The sequence below is a fragment of the Streptomyces sp. NL15-2K genome, assembly GCF_030551255.1.
GTDB lineage: Bacteria > Actinomycetota > Actinomycetes > Streptomycetales > Streptomycetaceae > Streptomyces.
The window spans coordinates 11474148-11491170 of the sequence record NZ_CP130630.1; the positions used below are offsets into that span (position 1 = coordinate 11474148).

The 17023-nt window shown below is 71.1% G+C and carries 19 protein-coding genes; 10 read left to right on the top strand and 9 right to left on the bottom strand.

Annotated features, from left to right (window positions below; all coding sequences use genetic code 11):
• Nucleotides 1-7: 7 nt before the first annotated feature.
• Genes Q4V64_RS50110 through Q4V64_RS50135 form a run of 6 tightly spaced genes read right to left on the bottom strand, consistent with a single transcriptional unit; the run spans nt 8 to nt 5225 of the window.
• Nucleotides 8-1105, bottom strand: a complete 1098-nt coding sequence (locus tag Q4V64_RS50110; RefSeq protein WP_124444886.1) for an LLM class flavin-dependent oxidoreductase — start codon at nt 1103-1105, stop codon at nt 8-10.
• Between the two features lie 23 nt (nt 1106-1128).
• Nucleotides 1129-2094 carry an ABC transporter substrate-binding protein gene (locus Q4V64_RS50115; RefSeq protein WP_124444887.1) on the bottom strand — a complete coding sequence of 322 codons (966 nt, stop codon included), beginning with the start codon at nt 2092-2094 and terminating at the stop codon, nt 1129-1131.
• Nucleotides 2091-2807, bottom strand: a complete 717-nt coding sequence (locus Q4V64_RS50120; protein WP_124444978.1) for an ABC transporter ATP-binding protein — start codon at nt 2805-2807, stop codon at nt 2091-2093. Before Q4V64_RS50120 ends, Q4V64_RS50115 begins: the two co-directional genes overlap by 4 nt.
• Before the next feature lie 5 nt (nt 2808-2812).
• Nucleotides 2813-3688 (bottom strand): ABC transporter permease, encoded by an 876-nt coding sequence (locus Q4V64_RS50125; RefSeq protein WP_124444888.1) that lies wholly within the window; start codon nt 3686-3688, stop codon nt 2813-2815.
• The gene (locus Q4V64_RS50130) at nt 3685-4524 is read right to left on the bottom strand and encodes a sulfurtransferase (protein WP_124444889.1); all 840 of its coding nucleotides are present in this window, start codon (nt 4522-4524) and stop codon (nt 3685-3687) included. The genes Q4V64_RS50125 and Q4V64_RS50130 overlap by 4 nt, the downstream gene beginning before the upstream one ends.
• Nucleotides 4521-5225 (bottom strand): lysophospholipase, encoded by a 705-nt coding sequence (locus Q4V64_RS50135; protein ID WP_124444890.1) that lies wholly within the window; start codon nt 5223-5225, stop codon nt 4521-4523. Before Q4V64_RS50135 ends, Q4V64_RS50130 begins: the two co-directional genes overlap by 4 nt.
• A gap of 342 nt (nt 5226-5567) precedes the next feature.
• Between Q4V64_RS50135 and Q4V64_RS50140 the strand changes: the two genes are divergently transcribed.
• The gene (locus Q4V64_RS50140; RefSeq protein WP_124444891.1) at nt 5568-6416 is read left to right on the top strand and encodes a LysR family transcriptional regulator; all 849 of its coding nucleotides are present in this window, start codon (nt 5568-5570) and stop codon (nt 6414-6416) included.
• Nucleotides 6417-6422: 6 nt separating this feature from the next.
• Here the strand turns inward: Q4V64_RS50140 and Q4V64_RS50145 are convergent, their stop codons facing one another.
• The 3 genes from Q4V64_RS50145 to Q4V64_RS50155 form a co-directional block, all read right to left on the bottom strand.
• The gene (locus tag Q4V64_RS50145) at nt 6423-6809 is read right to left on the bottom strand and encodes a MarR family transcriptional regulator (RefSeq protein WP_124444892.1); all 387 of its coding nucleotides are present in this window, start codon (nt 6807-6809) and stop codon (nt 6423-6425) included.
• A gap of 51 nt (nt 6810-6860) precedes the next feature.
• Entirely contained in the window at nt 6861-7205 is a 345-nt protein-coding gene (locus Q4V64_RS50150; protein ID WP_124444893.1) for a glyoxalase, read from the bottom strand.
• A 429-nt stretch (nt 7206-7634) separates the two neighbouring features.
• Complete coding sequence (locus tag Q4V64_RS50155) at nt 7635-8666, bottom strand: LacI family DNA-binding transcriptional regulator (RefSeq protein WP_124444894.1); 1032 nt, start codon at nt 8664-8666, stop codon at nt 7635-7637.
• A 208-nt stretch (nt 8667-8874) separates the two neighbouring features.
• On the opposite strand from Q4V64_RS50155, the gene Q4V64_RS50160 reads away from it, so the two are divergent.
• From Q4V64_RS50160 to Q4V64_RS50200, 9 genes are all read left to right on the top strand, one after another.
• Nucleotides 8875-10896: a beta-galactosidase gene (locus Q4V64_RS50160; protein ID WP_124444895.1), complete on the top strand. Its 2022-nt coding sequence runs from the start codon at nt 8875-8877 to the stop codon at nt 10894-10896.
• Nucleotides 10897-11096: 200 nt separating this feature from the next.
• Nucleotides 11097-11384 (top strand): helix-turn-helix domain-containing protein, encoded by a 288-nt coding sequence (locus Q4V64_RS50165; RefSeq protein ID WP_124444896.1) that lies wholly within the window; start codon nt 11097-11099, stop codon nt 11382-11384.
• Between the two features lie 64 nt (nt 11385-11448).
• On the top strand, nt 11449-12411 hold the full coding sequence (locus tag Q4V64_RS50170) for an SMP-30/gluconolactonase/LRE family protein (protein WP_124444897.1): 963 nt from the start codon (nt 11449-11451) through the stop codon (nt 12409-12411).
• A gap of 164 nt (nt 12412-12575) precedes the next feature.
• The gene (crcB, locus tag Q4V64_RS50175; RefSeq protein WP_124444898.1) at nt 12576-13040 is read left to right on the top strand and encodes a fluoride efflux transporter CrcB; all 465 of its coding nucleotides are present in this window, start codon (nt 12576-12578) and stop codon (nt 13038-13040) included.
• Nucleotides 13037-13453 (top strand): DUF190 domain-containing protein, encoded by a 417-nt coding sequence (locus tag Q4V64_RS50180; protein ID WP_124444899.1) that lies wholly within the window; start codon nt 13037-13039, stop codon nt 13451-13453. Before crcB (Q4V64_RS50175) ends, Q4V64_RS50180 begins: the two co-directional genes overlap by 4 nt.
• Entirely contained in the window at nt 13450-13824 is a 375-nt protein-coding gene (crcB, locus tag Q4V64_RS50185; RefSeq protein ID WP_124444900.1) for a fluoride efflux transporter CrcB, read from the top strand. The genes Q4V64_RS50180 and crcB (Q4V64_RS50185) overlap by 4 nt, the downstream gene beginning before the upstream one ends.
• Before the next feature lie 71 nt (nt 13825-13895).
• On the top strand, nt 13896-14732 hold the full coding sequence (locus tag Q4V64_RS50190; protein ID WP_124444901.1) for an undecaprenyl-diphosphate phosphatase: 837 nt from the start codon (nt 13896-13898) through the stop codon (nt 14730-14732).
• 150 nt (nt 14733-14882) lie between these two features.
• Nucleotides 14883-15560 (top strand): FadR/GntR family transcriptional regulator, encoded by a 678-nt coding sequence (locus Q4V64_RS50195; protein WP_124444979.1) that lies wholly within the window; start codon nt 14883-14885, stop codon nt 15558-15560.
• Nucleotides 15557-16999 (top strand): amino acid permease, encoded by a 1443-nt coding sequence (locus Q4V64_RS50200; protein WP_124444902.1) that lies wholly within the window; start codon nt 15557-15559, stop codon nt 16997-16999. The genes Q4V64_RS50195 and Q4V64_RS50200 overlap by 4 nt, the downstream gene beginning before the upstream one ends.
• The last annotated feature ends 24 nt before the right edge of the window (nt 17000-17023 follow it).

Below are 17023 nucleotides of genomic sequence, written 5' to 3' on the forward strand. Positions count from 1 at the left end.
ATCTCCATCAGGCGGCGTGGGTCGTGGCGCGGTGGGCGAGTTCCTGCCGGACGAGCGGCAGGACGTACCGGGCGTAGTCGATCGCGTCGTTGAGCGGGTCGTAGCCGCGGATCGACAGCAGGTCGCAGCCGATGTCGACGTAGTCGAGGAGGGCCTTGGCCACCGTCTCGGGGGAGCCGACCAGCGCGGTCGAGGCACCGGCCGCGTTGGTGGCGACCGCGGGGGCGGTCCACAGGCAGCGGTCATGGACCTCGCCGCGCTCGGCGATGTCGAGCAGCCGCTGCGAGCCGACGTTGGCGGGGCGCCCGGTGGTGCGGTAGTGGCGCAGCAGCTCGGTGTTGCGCGCCTGGTCCTCGATCACGCCCAGCGTGCGGTGCGCCTTCTCCCAGGCCAGCTCGTCGGTGGGCGCGATGATCGGGCGGAAGGACACCCAGATACGGGGGTGAGGGCGCCCGGCGGCCGCCGCGACCGCGTTCACGGCGGCGATCTGCTCGGCCGTCTCCTTCAGCGGCTCGCCCCACAACCCGAAGATGTCGCCCTGCTGACCGCCGACCCGGTAGGCGTCCTGCGACGAACCGCCCACCGAGATGGGGATCAGCCCCCGCACCGGCTTCACGTCGGAGTAGTAACCCTCGAACCGGAAGTACTTGCCCTCGTGCGACACCGGCCCCTCGGCCTGCCACACCTGCCTCAGGATCCGGATGTATTCGTCCGAACGCTCGTACCGCTCCGCCTTGTCGAGATAGTCGCCCTCCCGGCGCTGCTCCTCGTCGCTGCCGCCCGAGATGATGTGCACCGTCAGCCGGCCGTCGCTGATCCGGTCCAGGGTGGCGAGGGCACGTGCCGCGTGCGTGGGGAAGACCACGCCCGGCCGGTGGGCCAGGATCGGGCGGATCCGTTCGGTGTGGGTGGCGACGAACTGGGCGACCTGGAAGGCGTCCGGCGAGGCCGAGTGGTAGGCCACCAGAGTGTGGTCGAAACCCCCGTCGTCCAGCGCGCGAGCGTACTTGCGCAGGTGGTCGCGGTCGAAGCCGGTACGGCTCGCGGCGGCCGGCCCCGACGCTCCCGTGTCCGTGTGGACGGCGCTGATGAATTCGACAGGCATGAACAACTCCCGCGTCTTAAAGGTCACTTGAGAAGAGACGTGTCGGCCGACTCCGCCACGTCGACGTTCGGCTCCAGCACACCGATCCCGTTCATGAGGTCGGCCACGCCCTGGACGGTCCTGTTCACGTCGGCCGTGATCGGCAGGGCCTCGCCGTACGCGGCGGAGGCCAGCGTCTTCGCCACGGAGGCGTCGGCTCCGTTGCGCTGTTCGATGGCCTCGGCATAGGCGTCCTGGTGGGTGGTCGTCCACTTCAGGGCCGTACCGAGGCGCTTGAGGAAGTCGGCGAGCGCGGCCTTCTTCGACGAGTCGGCGAGGACCTTGTCGGACGCGCCGATGAAGCCGTACCCGCTGACCCGGCCGCCGGCCCCGTCGACGAGCAGCTTGCCTCCCTGTTCCAGGCCGACGGCCTGGTAGACACCGAAGGTCGCCCAGGCCTTGATCTTCCCGGAGGCGAAGGCGGCCTGCGCGTCGGTCGGCAGCAGGTACTGCACCCGCACGTCCGGGTAGTCGAGGCCGTTCTGCCGGAGCACGTTGGCCAGCAGATACTCGGAGATGCTGCCCTTCGCCGAGGACACGACGACCTTCTGGCCCTTGAGGTCCTTGACGCTGTCGATGCCGGAGTCCTTGCCGACGATGATGCCGACATGCCGGCCGTCGTTCTTCAGCGCGGCCACGTTCTTGAACTCCACTCCGCCGCTGAGCGCCTGGAGCGCGGGCAGGTCCGCGGAGTACGCGGTGTCGGCGGCGCCCGCCTGCACGGCCTGGTAGAGCGGGGCCGCGCCCTCGAACTCGGCCCACTTCACCTTGTACTTCGCGCCCTTGAGGGCATCCGAGGCGGCGACGATCGTCTGGAGGGTCCTGGCCTGGTCGCCGATGGTGAGCGTGACCTCTTTCGACGATGCCTGCGCCGAGGAGTCCGCACCGCAGGCGGTCAGCGCCAGCAGGGCGGTGACGCTCAGTGCGGCGGCTGCGAGTCGGCGTATCACGAGGGGGTTCCTTCCAGGGTGCGGGTGACGCCGAGCCAGTTCAGGAGGCGGGCGCGCAGGGTGACGAACTCGGGGGCCGTGAGGTCGCGGGGGCGGGGCAGGTCGACGGTGAGCTCGTGGGCGATGCGGCCGCCGTCCATCACCAGGACACGGTCGGCGAGCAGCAGCGCCTCCTCCACGTCATGGGTGACCAGGAGGATCGCGCAGCCGTGCCGCTGCCACAGCTCGGCGACCAGCTGCTGCACCCGGCCCCGGGTGAGGGCGTCCAGGGCGCCGAACGGCTCGTCCAGCAGCAGTAGTTCGGGTTCGCGGACCAGGGCACGGGCCAGGGAGACACGCTGGGCCTGGCCGCCGGAGAGCGTCTTGGGCCAGACTCCCGCACGGTCCGCGATGCCGACCTCGTCGAGGGCCTTGTGCGCCAGCGCCCTGTCGGGCCGGCCCGGCAGCCCGAGGACGACGTTGCGCCACACCTTCAGCCAGGGCAGCAGCCGCGGCGACTGGAAGGCCGCACTGCGCCGTGCGGGCACGGTGACCTCGCCGCCGATCTGCTCGTCGAGCCCGGCGAGGATCCGCAGCAGGGTCGACTTGCCGCAGCCGCTGTGCCCGAGCAGGGCCACGAACTCGCCCGCGCGGATGTCGAGATCGAGGTCGTGCAGGACGGTGTTGCCGTCGAAGGCCCGCGAAAGGCCCCTGGTTTCCACGCTGTTGGCCATGGCCGTCATGCCTCGCCCTCGAAGTTGGCCCGCCAGGTCAGCAGGCGGCGCGAAAGGATCCGTACGGCGAAGTCGCAGGCGAGCCCGAGCAGGGCGTACACGACGAGGCACAGCACGATGACGTCCGTACGGAAGTACTGCTGGGCGTTGCTCATGAGGTAGCCGAGCCCCGCGTCCGCGTTGATCTGTTCGGCGAAGACCAGCGCCAGCCAGGCGGTGGACAGCGCGTACCTCAGCCCCACGAGTGCCCCGGGCAGCGCGCTCGGCAGGATCACGTACTTGATCAGCCCCAGCCGGCCGAGCCCCATCATCCGTGCGGCTTCGACGAGTTGGGTGTCGGTCGAGCGGATGCCGCCGTAGATGTTGAAGTACAGCGGATACGTCACGCCGAGCGCGACCAGCGCGATCTTCGGGGTCTCCTCGATGCCGAACCAGACGATGAACAGCGGGATCAGCCCCACCCAGGGGATCGCCCGGAACATGCCCATCGAGGAGTCGATGACGTCCTCGCCGAGCCGGAACAGCCCGGCCAGCAGGGACAGGCTCAGCGCGACGGTCGCGCCGATCAGGAAGCCGGTGGCGGCGCGGCGGCCCGACGCGGCGATGGCGTCGGGCAGTTCGCCGCTCTTCGTGAGCTCGACCGCCTGTTCCACGACGTCCACGGGGGAGGCCAGCACGGATTCCGGGAGGAGGCCGGTGGCCGAGGTAAGGAACCACAGCAGGACCAGGCCGACGGGGCCGGCGCAGCGGCGTACGGAGCGGGGGACGGTGAGGCGGCGCGCGGTCTTCGCCGTGCCGTGGAGGGTGACGCGGGCGGGCTGCGGCGTATCGGCCGCCTTCTGCTTCGGCAGGACGGCCGTGCCCAGGGGTTTTGTCGTCATGGGTGGTTTCCCTTCGCGGCCGGGCGGGCCGGATCGGCGGACCAGGCGGACCAGGATCCGGGGAAGAGCACCGCCTCGAAACCGGCGATCTCCAGCGCGGCGATCTGGTGGGCGGCGGTCACGCCGGAGCCGCAGTACACGCCGATGCGCGCGGCCTCGGCGACGCCCTTCTCCTCGAACCGCTTGCGCAGCTCCTCGGGCGGCAGGAAGGTCCCGTCCGCCGCGAGGTTCTCGCCGGTCGGGGCGGAGACCGAGCCCGGGATGTGTCCCGCCCGCGAGTCCACCGGCTCCACCTCGCCCCGGTACCGCTCGGCGGCCCGCGAGTCCAACAGCAGCCCGGACGCGGCGAGTTCGGCGGCTCCGTCGGCGTCGGTGACCGGCAGCCCGCCCGCGCGCAGCACGACGTCGCCGGGCGGCGGGTCGGCCGGGATCCCGGACTCCAGCGGCAGCCCGGCAGCCCGCCAGGCGCCGAGTGCCCCGTCGAGGAGTGTCACCTCGGCGAGGCCCGCGTGGCGCAGCAGCCACCAGGCGCGGGCGGCGGCGGTGTTGCCCAAGTCGTCGTAGACCACGATCGGTTGGCCCGCCCGCACACCCCACCGACGCGCCGCACCCTGCAAGTCGCCGATCCCGGGCAGGGGATGCCGGCCGCCCTCCGGGCTCGGCGGCGCGGCCAGTTCCGTATCGAGGTCGACGTGGACCGCGCCCGGGACGTGGCCCTCGGCGTAGTGGTCGCGGCCGTGCGGATCGCCCAGCGCCCAGCGGACGTCGAGCACAGCCGGGGGAGTGTCGGAGGCGAGCAGTTCGCGGTGCTCGGACACGGTGGTCGTCACGGTCATGCCAGGCCCTCCGCGATCGTGGGCAGGTCGGGGGACAGGCGCAGGCGCTCCAGGAAGAGCACGACGGTCGCGGCAGCCGTGCGGTGCGACGCGTCGTTGAGGACGTCGTGCCGGCCGCCGTCGAAGGTCACCGTCCGGACGTGCGGGTGTCCCGCGTACGCGGTCAGGGCCTTTTCGACCGGGCTGACCGTGTCGTCCGTGCCGTGCAGGGCGAGCACCGGGACGCGCACCAGGTCCAGGCTCGGATCGGGCAGGTCGGGCGTCTCGTCGAGCGCGCCGCGCCGGAAGTCCGGGTCGTGGGCGAGACGGGCCCGGTGCGTGGGGCAGGCGGTACGGGCCTGGAGCTCGATCTCCCAACTCCCGGAAGTCCAGGGGGCAGTGGGCAGGCCGGTCAGGATCAGTGCGTCGACCCCCGCGTCCTGCTCGGCGGCGAGACGGACGGCGTACCGCGCACCCGAGTCCGAACCGACCAGCACCTTCGGGCCGGGCAGCGACTCGTCGGCGAGCAGCTTCGCGGCCTCGTCGAGCACGGACGGATCGGCGGACGGGTCGCCGAGGGCGCGGACCCGATAGGCGTCGAAGGCGAGCCGGCGGCCGAATCGCTCGTACACACCGCCGTGTTCACCCCGGCCGGCCAGCACGATCAGCGTGCCGCGCGCGGCGAGGCCTTCGGGTTCGTCCCAGGAGAAGGATGAGGGCATGAGGGGGCAACTCCCGTATCTGGGCATATATGGGCATGTCTGTGCAGGGGGATCTACACGGAGAAAGGCAGCCGAAAGCGACTGTCACGTGTCAGTGAAGAGAAGGCGCAATCGGCTCGGACTGAGCGGGGACGCCGGTGTGCGGCGGGAGATCAGCGACAGCGCGCGCTGCACGCCACGCCGAAGTCGATGACTCGGCGCTGCGTCAGAAGGGCAGCAAAAGCGGTCGCGTGCAACATGCGCCCATCATGACCGGCCCTCGCGGACCGCGTCCAACGACGATTCCGCATCGAAACCGATCAGGGATCGCGATCGGTCGACCGGACGGGCTACTGTCGCGGCATGCCCCAACCGGTCCTCGACATCGTGGCCCTGCGCAGCCTGACCGCGATCGCCGACTGCGGCGGCTTCCACCGCGCCGCCCGGACACTGTCCCTGAGCCAGTCGGCGGTCAGCCAGCACGTCCGCAAACTGGAGAAAGCGCTGGGGAGGCCGGTCGTCGAACGCGAGGGACGCGGCACCCGGTTCACCCCCGAGGGGCGGCTGCTGCTGGAACAGGCCCGGCGGATCCTCGCCGTGCACGACGAGGCCGTCCGCACCCTGACCGACCCGGACGGCGACACCGTCACCGTCGGCTCCACCGAGCACGCCGCCGACCAGTTCCTGCCCAGGCTGACCGCCGCCGTCCAGGAGGTACGCCCCGGCTGCCGGGTCCGCTTCCGCATCGACCGCTCCGCCCGCCTCGTCGAGGCCGTGGAGCGCGGCAGTGTCGACGTGGCGGTGTACGTCACGGAGGCCGCCGCCACCGAGGGCACACCCGTCGGCGGCCTCCCGCTCACCTGGCACGCCGTCCCCGGCTGGGAGGCACCCCCCGCACCGGCCCCCGTGCCCCTGGTCGCCATCGAGGATCCCTGCGCGATCCGCCGCCGGGCCATCGCGACCCTGGCCGCGCACGGGGTGCCCGCCACGGTCGTCGGAGACGCCGGTTACCTCGCGGGTGTCCTCGACATCGCCCGCACCGGCCAGGGCGTGGCCCTCCTCGCCGCCGTCGGACCGGCCCCCGACGGCCTGACCACCTGCGAGGGGCTGCCCGCGGTCACGCCGATCCCGATGAGCGCGCTGGCCCGTCCCGGCGCGGATCCGGCGACGGTCGAGGCCGCCTTCACCGCCGTGAGGGAACTGCTGCGCTGACGAGGGTCAGCCCAGCATCCGGGCCAGAACGTCACGCTGCAGCGGCAGCACCTCGGCGTGCAGGTCGCGGCCCTTGCGGGTCAGGGCCACCGATACGCCGCGCCGGTCCTCCACGCAGACGGAGCGCTCCACCAGGCCGTCCTTCTCCAGCCGGCCGATCAACCGGGACAGCGCGCTCTGGCTGAGATGCACCCGTCCGGCGAGGTTCTGCACCCGGCACTGGTCGCCCTCCTCGGGCGAGGCGGTGGCGAGGATGTCGAGCACTTCGAAGTCGCTCGCGCCCAGCCTGTGCGGATGCAGCACGCGGTCGATCTCGCACATCGTGCGCGCGTGCACGGACAGGATGTCCCGCCACTGTTCCTCGAGCCGGGTAGCGGCCGCGTTCACTGCCATACACCCGATGTTAATGCGCATGCATGGAGATTCGGACAGGGGTGAAGCGGCTCAGGCGTCCTGGAGGAGCCCGACGAGGTTTCCGTCGGCGTCCTTCACGGAGGCGATCTGCCTGCCGCCGCCGACGTCCTGGACGTCCTGGAGCAGCTCGGCGCCCGCGTCGAGCAGGGCGGCGAGGCGGCCACGGATGTCGGAGACGTGCCAGTAGGGGACCGGGCCGGTCATGCCCTTGGCGTGCCCGTTGGGGTCGAGGCCGACGTCCTGGCCGGCGTCCTTGAAGCCGACGTAGTAGGGCTCGTCCGCGTAGGGCTCGACCTCCAGCAGGGCGCTGAACAGGGCCTTCGCCCGGGCGATGTCCTTGACGGGGTAGATGATCGTGGTGAGGCCGGCGGTCATGGCGTGCTCCTGAGATGAGACGGTGTCGGTGGTTTCACGCTAGGCCGGGAGGCGGGTAACCGCTTCTTCGATCCTGACCGGTTGCCGTGGACGTGACCCGCGAGCGCCCGCTGGAAGTGGGCACACGTAGCCAGGCCCTCATCGGCTGTGGCGGGGGAGGTGCCGCCGCCGAGCCGACTGTGCGTGGCGTCACGGCCGTGGGTGTGTGGAGCCGGACGAGCCGATGGTCGCGATCGCCCGGGCGTCGGCGGATGCTCAGTGCGTCCTCGTGCCGGGGGTGGGCCGTCATGGCGTCCGCTGTGGCGGGGGAGGTGCCGCCGCCGAGCCGACTGTGGACCGGGACACAAGCAGCGCGCCCACGCGTGACAGGACCTGCTGATCCCGGCCGTCCCGATGTTCCTGGCATCGGCCATCAGCCGCCTTGAAGCGCTACGCCGACTCCCGCTTCACCAGCTCCGTCGGCAGGATCACCGCCGCCGGATCCTCGCCGCCGATCTGGGCCAGCAGCACCCGGACCATCTCCGCGCTGATGCGGTCCCAGGGCTGCCGGATGGTGGTCAGCTCGGGGCGGGCGGCCAGTGCGGCCGGCGAGTCGTCGAAGCCGCCCACCGCCACGTCCTCGGGTACCCGCCGTCCGGCCCGCTCCAGCGCCGTCAGCACGCCCTGCGCCATCAGGTCGGAGGCGACGAACACGGCGTCCATGTCGGGGGTCCGGGCGAGCAGCCGTTCGGCGCCCGCCTCACCGCTGGCCCGGCTGTAGTCGCCGGAGACGATCAGCCGTTCGTCGATCTCGACACCCGCCTCCGTGAGCACCTCCTTGTAGCCGGCGAGGCGCTCGACACCGCCCGGGGTGTCCAGCGGGCCCGTGACCACGCCGACGCGGTGGCGGCCCAGCGACAGCAGATGGCGCACCATGTCGCGGGCGCCGTCCCGGTCGTCGGCCGCCACGTAGCTCACCCGGGAACCGAGCCCGATCGGCTTGCCGCACGCGACCAGCGGCACGCCCGCCTCGCGCAGTTCCTCGGCGATGGGATCCCCGAAGTGGCTGGAGACCAGCAGCACGCCATCTACGTGACCTGCGGTGATGTACCGCGTGATGCGCCGACGCTCGTCCTCGGTGCCGGCCAGCATCAGCAGCAGCGGGATGTCGTGCGCGGCCAGTGCCTGGGTGCAGCCGCGCAGCAGGACGTTGAAGTTCGGGTCCTCGAAGAACCGCTCCTGCGGCTCCGTCAGCAGGAAGCCGATCGAGTCGGACCGCCCGGTGATCAGGGAACGGGCGTGCCGGTTGACGACGTACCCCGTCTTGCGGATGGCGGCGTTGACCGCCTCCTGGGCGGCGGGGCTGACGTAATGCCCGCCGTTGAGCACGCGTGAGACGGTGCCGCGGGAGACCCCGGCCTCCCGCGCCACGTCGTGGATCGTCGGCGGTCTACGCCGGCCCCCCGCACTGTTCATGGTCAGACTTTAAGGCCCCGGAGCGCGGAGCGACGCCGTCAGAACCGCCCGATGGCGCCCGGTGACGTCGGTTCGCTGTGATCGTGCACAGTAGACCCTCCTTCGCCGTACTTGGCAAGGGTCACCCTCGTACGGTTATCTTGGGCTCGCGCCGTCGAGAACTATGTGTGCACGTTCCCATCACGTTCCCATCCATCTGTCAGCGGGAGAGACCATGCCGGAGACCGCCCCCAGGGGCCTCACCAGGCTCGCCTTCGGCGGGGACTACAACCCGGAGCAGTGGCCCGAGAGCGTCTGGCAGGAGGACGTGCGGCTGATGCGCGAGGCCGGCGTCACCATGGTGAGCGTCGGGATCTTCTCCTGGGCGCTGCTGGAGCCCTCGCCCGGCGCGTACGACTTCGGCTGGCTGGACCGCCTCCTCGACCTGCTCCACGAGAACGGCGTCCGCGTCGACCTCGGCACCCCCACGGTCGTACCCCCAGCCTGGTTCTACCGCGCACACCCCGACGCGCTGCCCATGACGGCCGACGGCGTCCGCCTCGCCTTCGGCTCGCGCGGCGCCATCTGCCACAGCAACGCCGACTACCGCGCCGCCGCGGCGAACATCACCACCCGGCTCGCCGAGCGGTACGCCGGCCACCCGGCCCTGGCGATGTGGCACGTGCACAACGAGTACGGCATCCCCGTCTCCGCCTGCTACTGCGACTCCTGCGCCGCCCACTTCCGCCGCTGGCTGGCCACGACGTACGCAACCGTCGACGCGGTCAACGAGGCCTGGGGCACCGCCTTCTGGGGCCAGCGCTACGCCGGCTTCGAGGAGATCACCCCGCCGCGCACGGCGCCCACCGTCGGCAACCCGGGCCAGGCACTGGACTACAAGCGGTTCGCCGACGCCACCATGCGCGAGAACTTCCGTATGGAGCGGGACATCCTGCACCGCCTCGCACCCGGCATCCCCGTCACGACCAACTTCATGACCGCGCTCAGCCAGTGCGACTCCGTCGACTACTGGGCCTGGGGCCGCGAGGTCGACCTCGTCACCAACGACCACTACCTGATCACCGACGGCCGCCGCACCCACGTCAACCTCGCCATGGCCGCCGACCTCACCCGCTCGGTCGCGGGCGGCGCCCCCTGGCTCCTGCTCGAACACTCCACCTCGGGCATCAACTGGCAGCCCCGCAACCCCGCCAAGGCCCCCGGCCAGATGGCCCGCAACTCCCTCGCGCACGTGGCGCGCGGCTCCGAGGGCGCCATGTTCTTCCAGTGGCGGCAGTCGCGGCGCGGCGCCGAGAAGTTCCACTCCGCGATGGTGCCGCACGGCGGTACGGACACCCGTGTCTGGCGCGAAGTGGTCGAACTGGGCGCCTCGCTCGACTCGCTGAGCACGATCCGCGGCACCCGCACCACCGCCGACGTGGCCGTCCTGTGGGACTGGCACTCCTGGTGGGCGCAGAACCTCCAGTGGCGCCCCAGCGAGGCCCACGACCCGCGCGAGCGCGCCGACGCCTTCTACGAGGCCCTCTACGACCGCCACCTCACCGTCGACTTCGCCCATCCGGAAGCCGACTTGTCGAGGTATCCCCTTGTCGTCGTCCCCGCGCTGTACCTCATGACTCAGGCGGCCGGCCGCAACATCGAGGAGTACGTCGAGAACGGCGGAACCCTCGTCGTCTCGTACTTCTCCGGAATCGTCGACGAGCACGACGCCGTGCACGAGGGCGCCTACCCGGGGACACTGCGGGACGTGCTGGGCCTGACCGTCGAGGAGTTCTCGCCGCTGCTCCAGGACCAGTCGGTGCGCCTCACCGGCCCCGACGGCTCGGAGCTCACCGGTGACGTGTGGACCGAGTTCGTGGTGCCGCGCGGCGCCGAGACCGTGTGGACGTACGCCGACGGCCTGACCGCCGGCCACCCCGCCGTCACCCGGCACCACCTCGGTGAGGGCACCTCCTGGTACGTCTCCACGCGCCTCGACGCCCAGGGCCTCGATGCGCTGCTGGGCTGGGCGGTCGAGGACGCCGGGATCAGCGCGCGCGCCGACCTGCCCCGGGACGTCGAAGTGGTGCGCCGGACCGGCGAGTCGGGCACGTACCTGTTCGCGATCAACCACACCGCGTCGGAGGTCAAGGTGCCGCTGGAAGCGGACGGCACCGAGCTGCTGACCGGGGAACGCGCCGCCGGCCGCCTGTCCCTCCCGGCGGGTGCCGTCCGCGTCGTACGACTCGACGGCTGAACCGACTCCCCTCCGCCCGTGCGAGCGCACGAGCCGCGGGCGGAGGGGCTCTTCCTCGCCCTGGCCGGCCTGTATGGCGAACTGATGTGCCCCACAAGGGAGTTCGGTACCGGACAAGGTTATGGAGTTCCGGGCGTGGTGGCTTCGAGTGCGGGACAGTGGGAAGACGCGCTACGAGGAGCTCGGACGGAGGGGACGAGATGCTGAGGACTCCGACCGGCGCGAGGCGCCTGGACATCCTTGACTGGCTGAAGGACCCGGCCGCGCACTTCCCGCCGCAGCGGCACGGCGACCTGGTGGAGGACGGCGTGACCGCGGCCGCCGTCGCCCAGAAGCTCGGAGTGCGCCGCGCCGTCGCCGAGACCCACCTCGACCTGCTCGCGGACCTCGGCCTGCTGCGCACCAGGAGAATCCGGCGGCGCACGCACTACCGGCGCGACGAGGTACGGATCGCTGAGGTGGCACGCATGTTCGAGAAGGGTTGGTAGAGGTCTCTCCGGACGGGTACACCTGCGAGGACGAGCCCTCTCCGACCGTGAAGGCAAGGCGCACATGGACCGTCCCGCAGCTCTCGTCCCCCGCCACTACGTCGCGGTCGGGGGCCGCGGCCCGGAAGACGTCGTGGCCGACTCCCGCGGGCGTGTGCTCACCGGTGTGGCGGACGGTCGCATCCTGCGCCTGCACGGGGTGACGAAACCCGCCACGGCCCGCGTGGAGGTGCTCGCCGAGACCGGCGGCAGGCCGCTCGGCCTCGCCCTCCTGCCGGACGACGCCCTGCTGGTGTGCGACGCCGAACGCGGACTGCTCGGCGTCGACCTCGCCGAGGGCACCGTGCGCGTCCTCGCCGACGAGGTGGCGGGGGAGAGGCTGCGGTTCTGCAGCAACGTGGTCGCCCTGTCCGACGGAAGCGTGTACTTCACCGTCTCCAGCCGTCGCTACCCGCTTCAGCACTGGATCGGCGACCTGGTCGAACACACGGGCACCGGCCGGCTCCTGCGCCTCGTCCCCGGCAGTGACACGCCCGAGGTCCTGCTGGAGGGGCTGCAGTTCGCCAACGGGCTGGCCCCGAGCGGCGACGAGACCTTCCTGATCGTCGCCGAGACGGGCGCGTACCGGCTGAGCCGCTACTGGCTCGCCGGACCGAAGGCGGGCCGGAGCGAGCCCTTCGCCGAGGACCTTCCGGGAATGCCCGACAACCTCTGGCGCGGTTCACCCGAGGGCCCGGTCTGGGTGTCCCTCGCCGGACCCCGCGTTCCCCCGCTGGACCTGCTGCATCGCGGCACACCGTCCGTACGCCAGGCCGCGGCACGCCTGGCCGTGCGCGCCCCCTTCCGTCCCCCGGGCACCATCGGCGTCCTGGCGGTCGACGACGCCGGCCGCGTGGTCCACCACCTCGTCCGCCGGCGCTCCGGCTTCCGCATGGTCACCAGCGTCTGCGAGACCGAGGGCCACCTGATCCTGGGGAGCCTGTGGGAGCCGGGCGTCGCGGTCTGCGAGGCACCGGCCGGGAAGTGACCCCGGCGGACCGGAGGGTTACCCTGTTGACCGGCCGCGATCACCTCGCGGCGCGGCGGTGGGGCCCGCCGTACCCGAACCGCGGCACACGTGCCGCCAACGGTCCCTACTTGCGATGGAGCACGCCCGTATGCCGGGCCCCGGCGAGTAGGAGACGTACGACCATGACAGCCCCGGACACCGAAAGCCTCAGCGCCCCCGCGCGCCCGCGACGGCGGCCCGCGGACTGGCGGGGCCAGGCACCGGTCGTCGCGGTGGTGGCGTTCGGCGGAGCCCTCGGCGCCACCGCCCGGTACGCGGCCGCCCTGTGGTGGCCCGCCCAGCCGGGCGGATTTCCCTGGGCGACCTTCTGGACCAATGTCGTCGGCTGTGCCGTGATCGGCGTGTTCATGGTGGTCATCACCGACGTGTGGGCCGCCCACCGCCTCGTGCGCCCGTTTTTCGGCACCGGCGTACTCGGCGGCTTCACCACCTTCTCGACCTACGCCGTCGACATCCAGAAGCTGCTCGACGCCGGCCACCCGCGCACGGGGCTGGTCTATCTGGCCGCGACCCTGCTCGCGGCGCTCACCGCGGTGTGGCTCGCGGCCACGGGCACCCGCCGGGTCCTGAAGTGGAGGCAGTCATGACCGGGCTGACCGGGCGCGCCCTGCGCGTGACCGTCTTCATCGGCGAGAACGACACCTGGCACCACCGGCCGCTCTACACGGAGATCGTGCACCGCGCCCACGCCGCCGGTCTGGCGGGCGCCAGCGTCTTCCGCGGCATCGAGGGCTTCGGCGCCTCCTCCCTGATCCACACCTCGCGCCTGCTGTCCCTGAGCGAGGACCTGCCGGTCGCCGTAGTGATCGTGGACGCCGAGGAGCGCGTACGCGCCTTCCTGCCGCAGCTCGACGAACTCGTCACCGAAGGCCTGGTGATCCTCGACGACTGCGAGGTCATCCGGTATGTCGGCCGGGGTCACGACCGGGGCCCCAACCGGGGCCACGACCAGGGCGAAAACCGGGGCGAACCGGACGCGAAAGGTAAGAAGTCGTCGTGAACTGGCTGCTGGTGATCGCGGGCGCCATGGTCGGTGCCCCGCTCCGCTACCTCACGGACCGGGCGGTGCAGTCCCGCCACGACTCGGTCTTCCCCTGGGGCACCTTCGCCGTGAACGTCACGGGCTGTCTGATCCTCGGCCTGCTCACCGGAGCCGCCACCGCGGGAGCCGCCGGTTCCCATCTCCAGCTGCTTGTGGGCACCGGCCTGTGCGGGGCGCTGACGACGTACTCGACCTTCTCGTACGAGACCCTGCGGCTGACCGAGACGGGGGCGGGGCTGTATGCCGCGGTCAACGTGGTCGCGAGCGTGGTCGCGGGGCTCGGGGCGGCCTTCGCTGGAGTGGAACTGGCACACGCCGTGTGGGGATGAAGCCGGATTCTCGCCCGCGTGTAGTAAGACTGTGCCCGCCGCACCCCCCGCCCTGAGAAGAACTGGATCCCATGAGCGTCATCAGCGTCGGTCAGGCCGTCCTCCTCGGAGCCGTCGAGGGGGTGACCGAGTTCCTGCCCGTCTCCTCCACCGGCCATCTGAAGATCGTCGAGGGGCTCATGGGCATCCCCGTCGACGACGACGCCGTCGTCGGGTTCTCGGCCGTGATCCAGGTCGGCGCGATCGCCGCCGTGCTCGTGTACTTCTTCAAGGACATCGTGCGGATCGTCTCCGCCTGGGGCCGAGGGCTCGCCCATCGCGAGGAGCGGTACCACCACGACTACAAGTTCGCCTGGTGGGTGATCTTCGCGACCATCCCGATCGTTGCCGTGGGCCTGGCCGCCAAGCCGCTCATCGAGGGGCCGCTGGCCTCGCTGTGGGTGGTGGCGGGCTCGCTGATCGTCGGCAGCGGGGTGATGTGGGCGGCCGACCAGATCGGCCGGCACAAGCGCGGGGAGGACGACACCTCGTTCAAGGACGCGATGCTGGTCGGCGGCTCGCAGATCCTCGCCCTGCTCTTCCCGGGCTTCTCCCGCTCCGGCGCCACCATGTCCACGGCGCTGATCCTGGACCTGGACCGCGTGGCCGCGACCCGGCTGTCGTTCTTCCTCGGCATTCCCGCCCTGACCGGCGCCGGACTGTACGAACTCAAGGACGCCCTGGGGGCGGGCGTGGGCGCGGCCCCGCTCGCCGTCGGGACCGTCGTCTCCTTCGTCGTCGCCTACGCCTCCATCGCCTGGCTGCTGAAGTTCGTCGCCAAGCACTCCTTCAACGCCTTCGTGGTCTACCGGATCGTCGTCGGCGTGCTGCTGTTCGGGCTGCTGGCCACGGGCGCCCTCAGCGGCTGACCGCACGGGGTGTGAGGCCGCTTTCAGGCTTCCCGCCCCCTGAAATTCCTTTTTCAGTCACCTTGACAGGGCCCCTACACCACCCGGAGTATCACTCCCGTGAACCTGTCAGACAGCCAGACAGGTGGGCGGCCGCGACGCGTCAGCGCCATGGAAGCGGTGCTCTCCCACCTTCGCGGCGCCATCGAGCGCGGCGACTACGCGATCGGCGACAAGCTCCCCTCCGAGGCGGAGCTGTGCCGGACCCTCGAGGTCTCCCGGCCCGTGCTCCGGGAGGCGCTGCGGGCCCTGCAGGCCATGGGGCTCACCGTCTCCAAGACCGGCAAGGGCACCTTCGTCGTCGCCAGCGCCGTCGAGGACCCCACCTTCGGCGACTACGCGGCCAGCGACCTGCTGGAGGTGCGCCGCCACGTCGAGATCCCGGTCGCCGGATACGCGGCCCGGCGCCGCACCCCGGAGAACCTGGACCATCTGGCCCACCTCCTGGACCGGATGGAGCGGGAGACCGACACCACCGCATGGGTCGCGATGGACTCGCTCTTCCACCTCGGCGTGGCCGAGGCCGCGCAGAACCCGGTCTTCCGCCGGGTCATCGAGGAGATCCGGGACGCCCTGGCCCGTCAGTCGGCGTTCCTCAACGAACTGGGCGGCCGGCGCGAGCAGTCCAACCGCGAACACCGCGCGATCGTCGAAGCGCTGATCGACGGTTCCGAACACGACGCGGTGGAGGCCATGACCCACCACCTCGACCGCGTCTCCACGACCCTCACCGACATCGTGCGCCCCACGCGCACGGACACCCCCACGGAAGGCGGACCCGAGGCGTGAGCGAGCAGCACCTCCAACAGGAGACACGCGAACCGGCCGCGCACGTCGACGCGGGAGACGCGGGCTACAGCAAGTCCCTGAAGTCCCGGCACGTCAACATGATCGCCATCGGCGGCGCCATCGGCACCGGCCTGTTCCTCGGCGCCGGCGGCCGCCTCGCCGACGCCGGGCCCTCCCTGTTCATCGCCTACGCGGTCTGCGGCCTCTTCGCCTTCCTCGTCGTGCGCGCCCTCGGCGAACTCGTCCTGTACCGGCCCTCCTCCGGCGCCTTCGTGTCGTACGCCCGCGAATTCCTCGGCGAGAAGGGCGCGTACACGGCGGGCTGGATGTACTTCCTCAACTGGGCGACCACCGGCATCGCCGACATCACCGCCGTGGCCACCTACACCCACTACTGGGGCATGTTCTCCGACATCCCGCAGTGGGTGATCGCGCTGATCGCGCTCGCGGTCGTGCTCACCGTGAACCTCATCTCAGTGAAGATCTTCGGCGAACTGGAGTTCTGGTTCGCCATCATCAAGGTCAGCGCGCTCGTCGTCTTCATGCTGATCGGCATCTTCCTGCTGGTCACCCAGCAGCCCGTCGACGGTCACACCCCCGGCCCGTCCCTGATCGCCGACCACGGCGGCGTCTTCCCCAACGGCCTGCTGCCGATGCTGCTGATCATCCAGGGCGTCGTCTTCGCCTACGCCTCCGTCGAGCTGGTCGGTGTCGCGGCCGGTGAGACCGAGAACCCCGAGAAGATCATGCCGAAGGCGATCAACTCGATCATGTGGCGCGTGGGCCTGTTCTACGTCGGCTCGGTCGTCCTGCTGTCGATGCTGCTGCCGTGGAACAAGTACACCTCCGGCGAGAGCCCCTTCGTGACCGTGCTGTCCAACATCGGCGTCCCGGCGGCCGGCGGCGTGATGAACCTCGTCGTGCTCACCGCGGCCATGTCCTCGCTCAACTCGGGCCTGTACTCCACCGGCCGCATCCTGCGCTCGATGGCGATGTCCGGCTCCGCCCCCAAGTTCACGAGCGTGATGAGCCGCAGCAAGGTCCCGTACGGCGGCATCCTGCTCACCAGCGGCTTCTGCGTCCTCGGCGTCGGCCTCAACTTCGTCGTCCCCGCCGAAGCGTTCGAGATCGTGCTGAATTTCGCGGCGATCGGCATCCTCTCCACCTGGGGCATGATCATGATCTGCCACCTGATGTTCTGGCAGAAGACCCAGAAGGGCGAACTGTCCCGCCCCGGCTACCGACTGCCGGGATCCCCCTGGACCGAACTCGTGACGCTGGCGTTCCTCGCCTCCGTCCTGGTCCTCATGTACGCCGACGGCGGCGCCGGACGCACCACCGTGCTGTGCCTGCCGCTGATCGTCGGGGCGCTGGTCGTCGGATGGTTCGGCATCCGCGGCCGTACGGCGCGCAAGTCCACCACCGGAGCCGACGCGTGAGGCACGCGGCGGCCCAGGAAATAC

Bases quoted from the DNA above. Each gene is read 5' to 3' on its own strand.
- Q4V64_RS50110 (WP_124444886.1), bottom strand. From the start codon at position 1,105: ATGCCTGTCGAATTCATCAGCGCCGTCCACACGGACACGGGAGCGTCG.
- Q4V64_RS50120 (WP_124444978.1), bottom strand. From the start codon at position 2,807: ATGGCCAACAGCGTGGAAACCAGGGGCCTTTCGCGGGCCTTCGACGGC.
- Q4V64_RS50125 (WP_124444888.1), bottom strand. From the start codon at position 3,688: ATGACGACAAAACCCCTGGGCACGGCCGTCCTGCCGAAGCAGAAGGCG.
- Q4V64_RS50130 (WP_124444889.1), bottom strand. From the start codon at position 4,524: ATGACCGTGACGACCACCGTGTCCGAGCACCGCGAACTGCTCGCCTCC.
- Q4V64_RS50135 (WP_124444890.1), bottom strand. From the start codon at position 5,225: ATGCCCTCATCCTTCTCCTGGGACGAACCCGAAGGCCTCGCCGCGCGC.
- Q4V64_RS50140 (WP_124444891.1), top strand. From the start codon at position 5,568: ATGCCCCAACCGGTCCTCGACATCGTGGCCCTGCGCAGCCTGACCGCG.
- Q4V64_RS50145 (WP_124444892.1), bottom strand. From the start codon at position 6,809: ATGGCAGTGAACGCGGCCGCTACCCGGCTCGAGGAACAGTGGCGGGAC.
- Q4V64_RS50150 (WP_124444893.1), bottom strand. From the start codon at position 7,205: ATGACCGCCGGCCTCACCACGATCATCTACCCCGTCAAGGACATCGCC.
- Q4V64_RS50160 (WP_124444895.1), top strand. From the start codon at position 8,875: ATGCCGGAGACCGCCCCCAGGGGCCTCACCAGGCTCGCCTTCGGCGGG.
- Q4V64_RS50165 (WP_124444896.1), top strand. From the start codon at position 11,097: ATGCTGAGGACTCCGACCGGCGCGAGGCGCCTGGACATCCTTGACTGG.
- Q4V64_RS50170 (WP_124444897.1), top strand. From the start codon at position 11,449: ATGGACCGTCCCGCAGCTCTCGTCCCCCGCCACTACGTCGCGGTCGGG.
- crcB (WP_124444898.1), top strand. From the start codon at position 12,576: ATGACAGCCCCGGACACCGAAAGCCTCAGCGCCCCCGCGCGCCCGCGA.
- Q4V64_RS50180 (WP_124444899.1), top strand. From the start codon at position 13,037: ATGACCGGGCTGACCGGGCGCGCCCTGCGCGTGACCGTCTTCATCGGC.
- Q4V64_RS50190 (WP_124444901.1), top strand. From the start codon at position 13,896: ATGAGCGTCATCAGCGTCGGTCAGGCCGTCCTCCTCGGAGCCGTCGAG.
- Q4V64_RS50195 (WP_124444979.1), top strand. From the start codon at position 14,883: ATGGAAGCGGTGCTCTCCCACCTTCGCGGCGCCATCGAGCGCGGCGAC.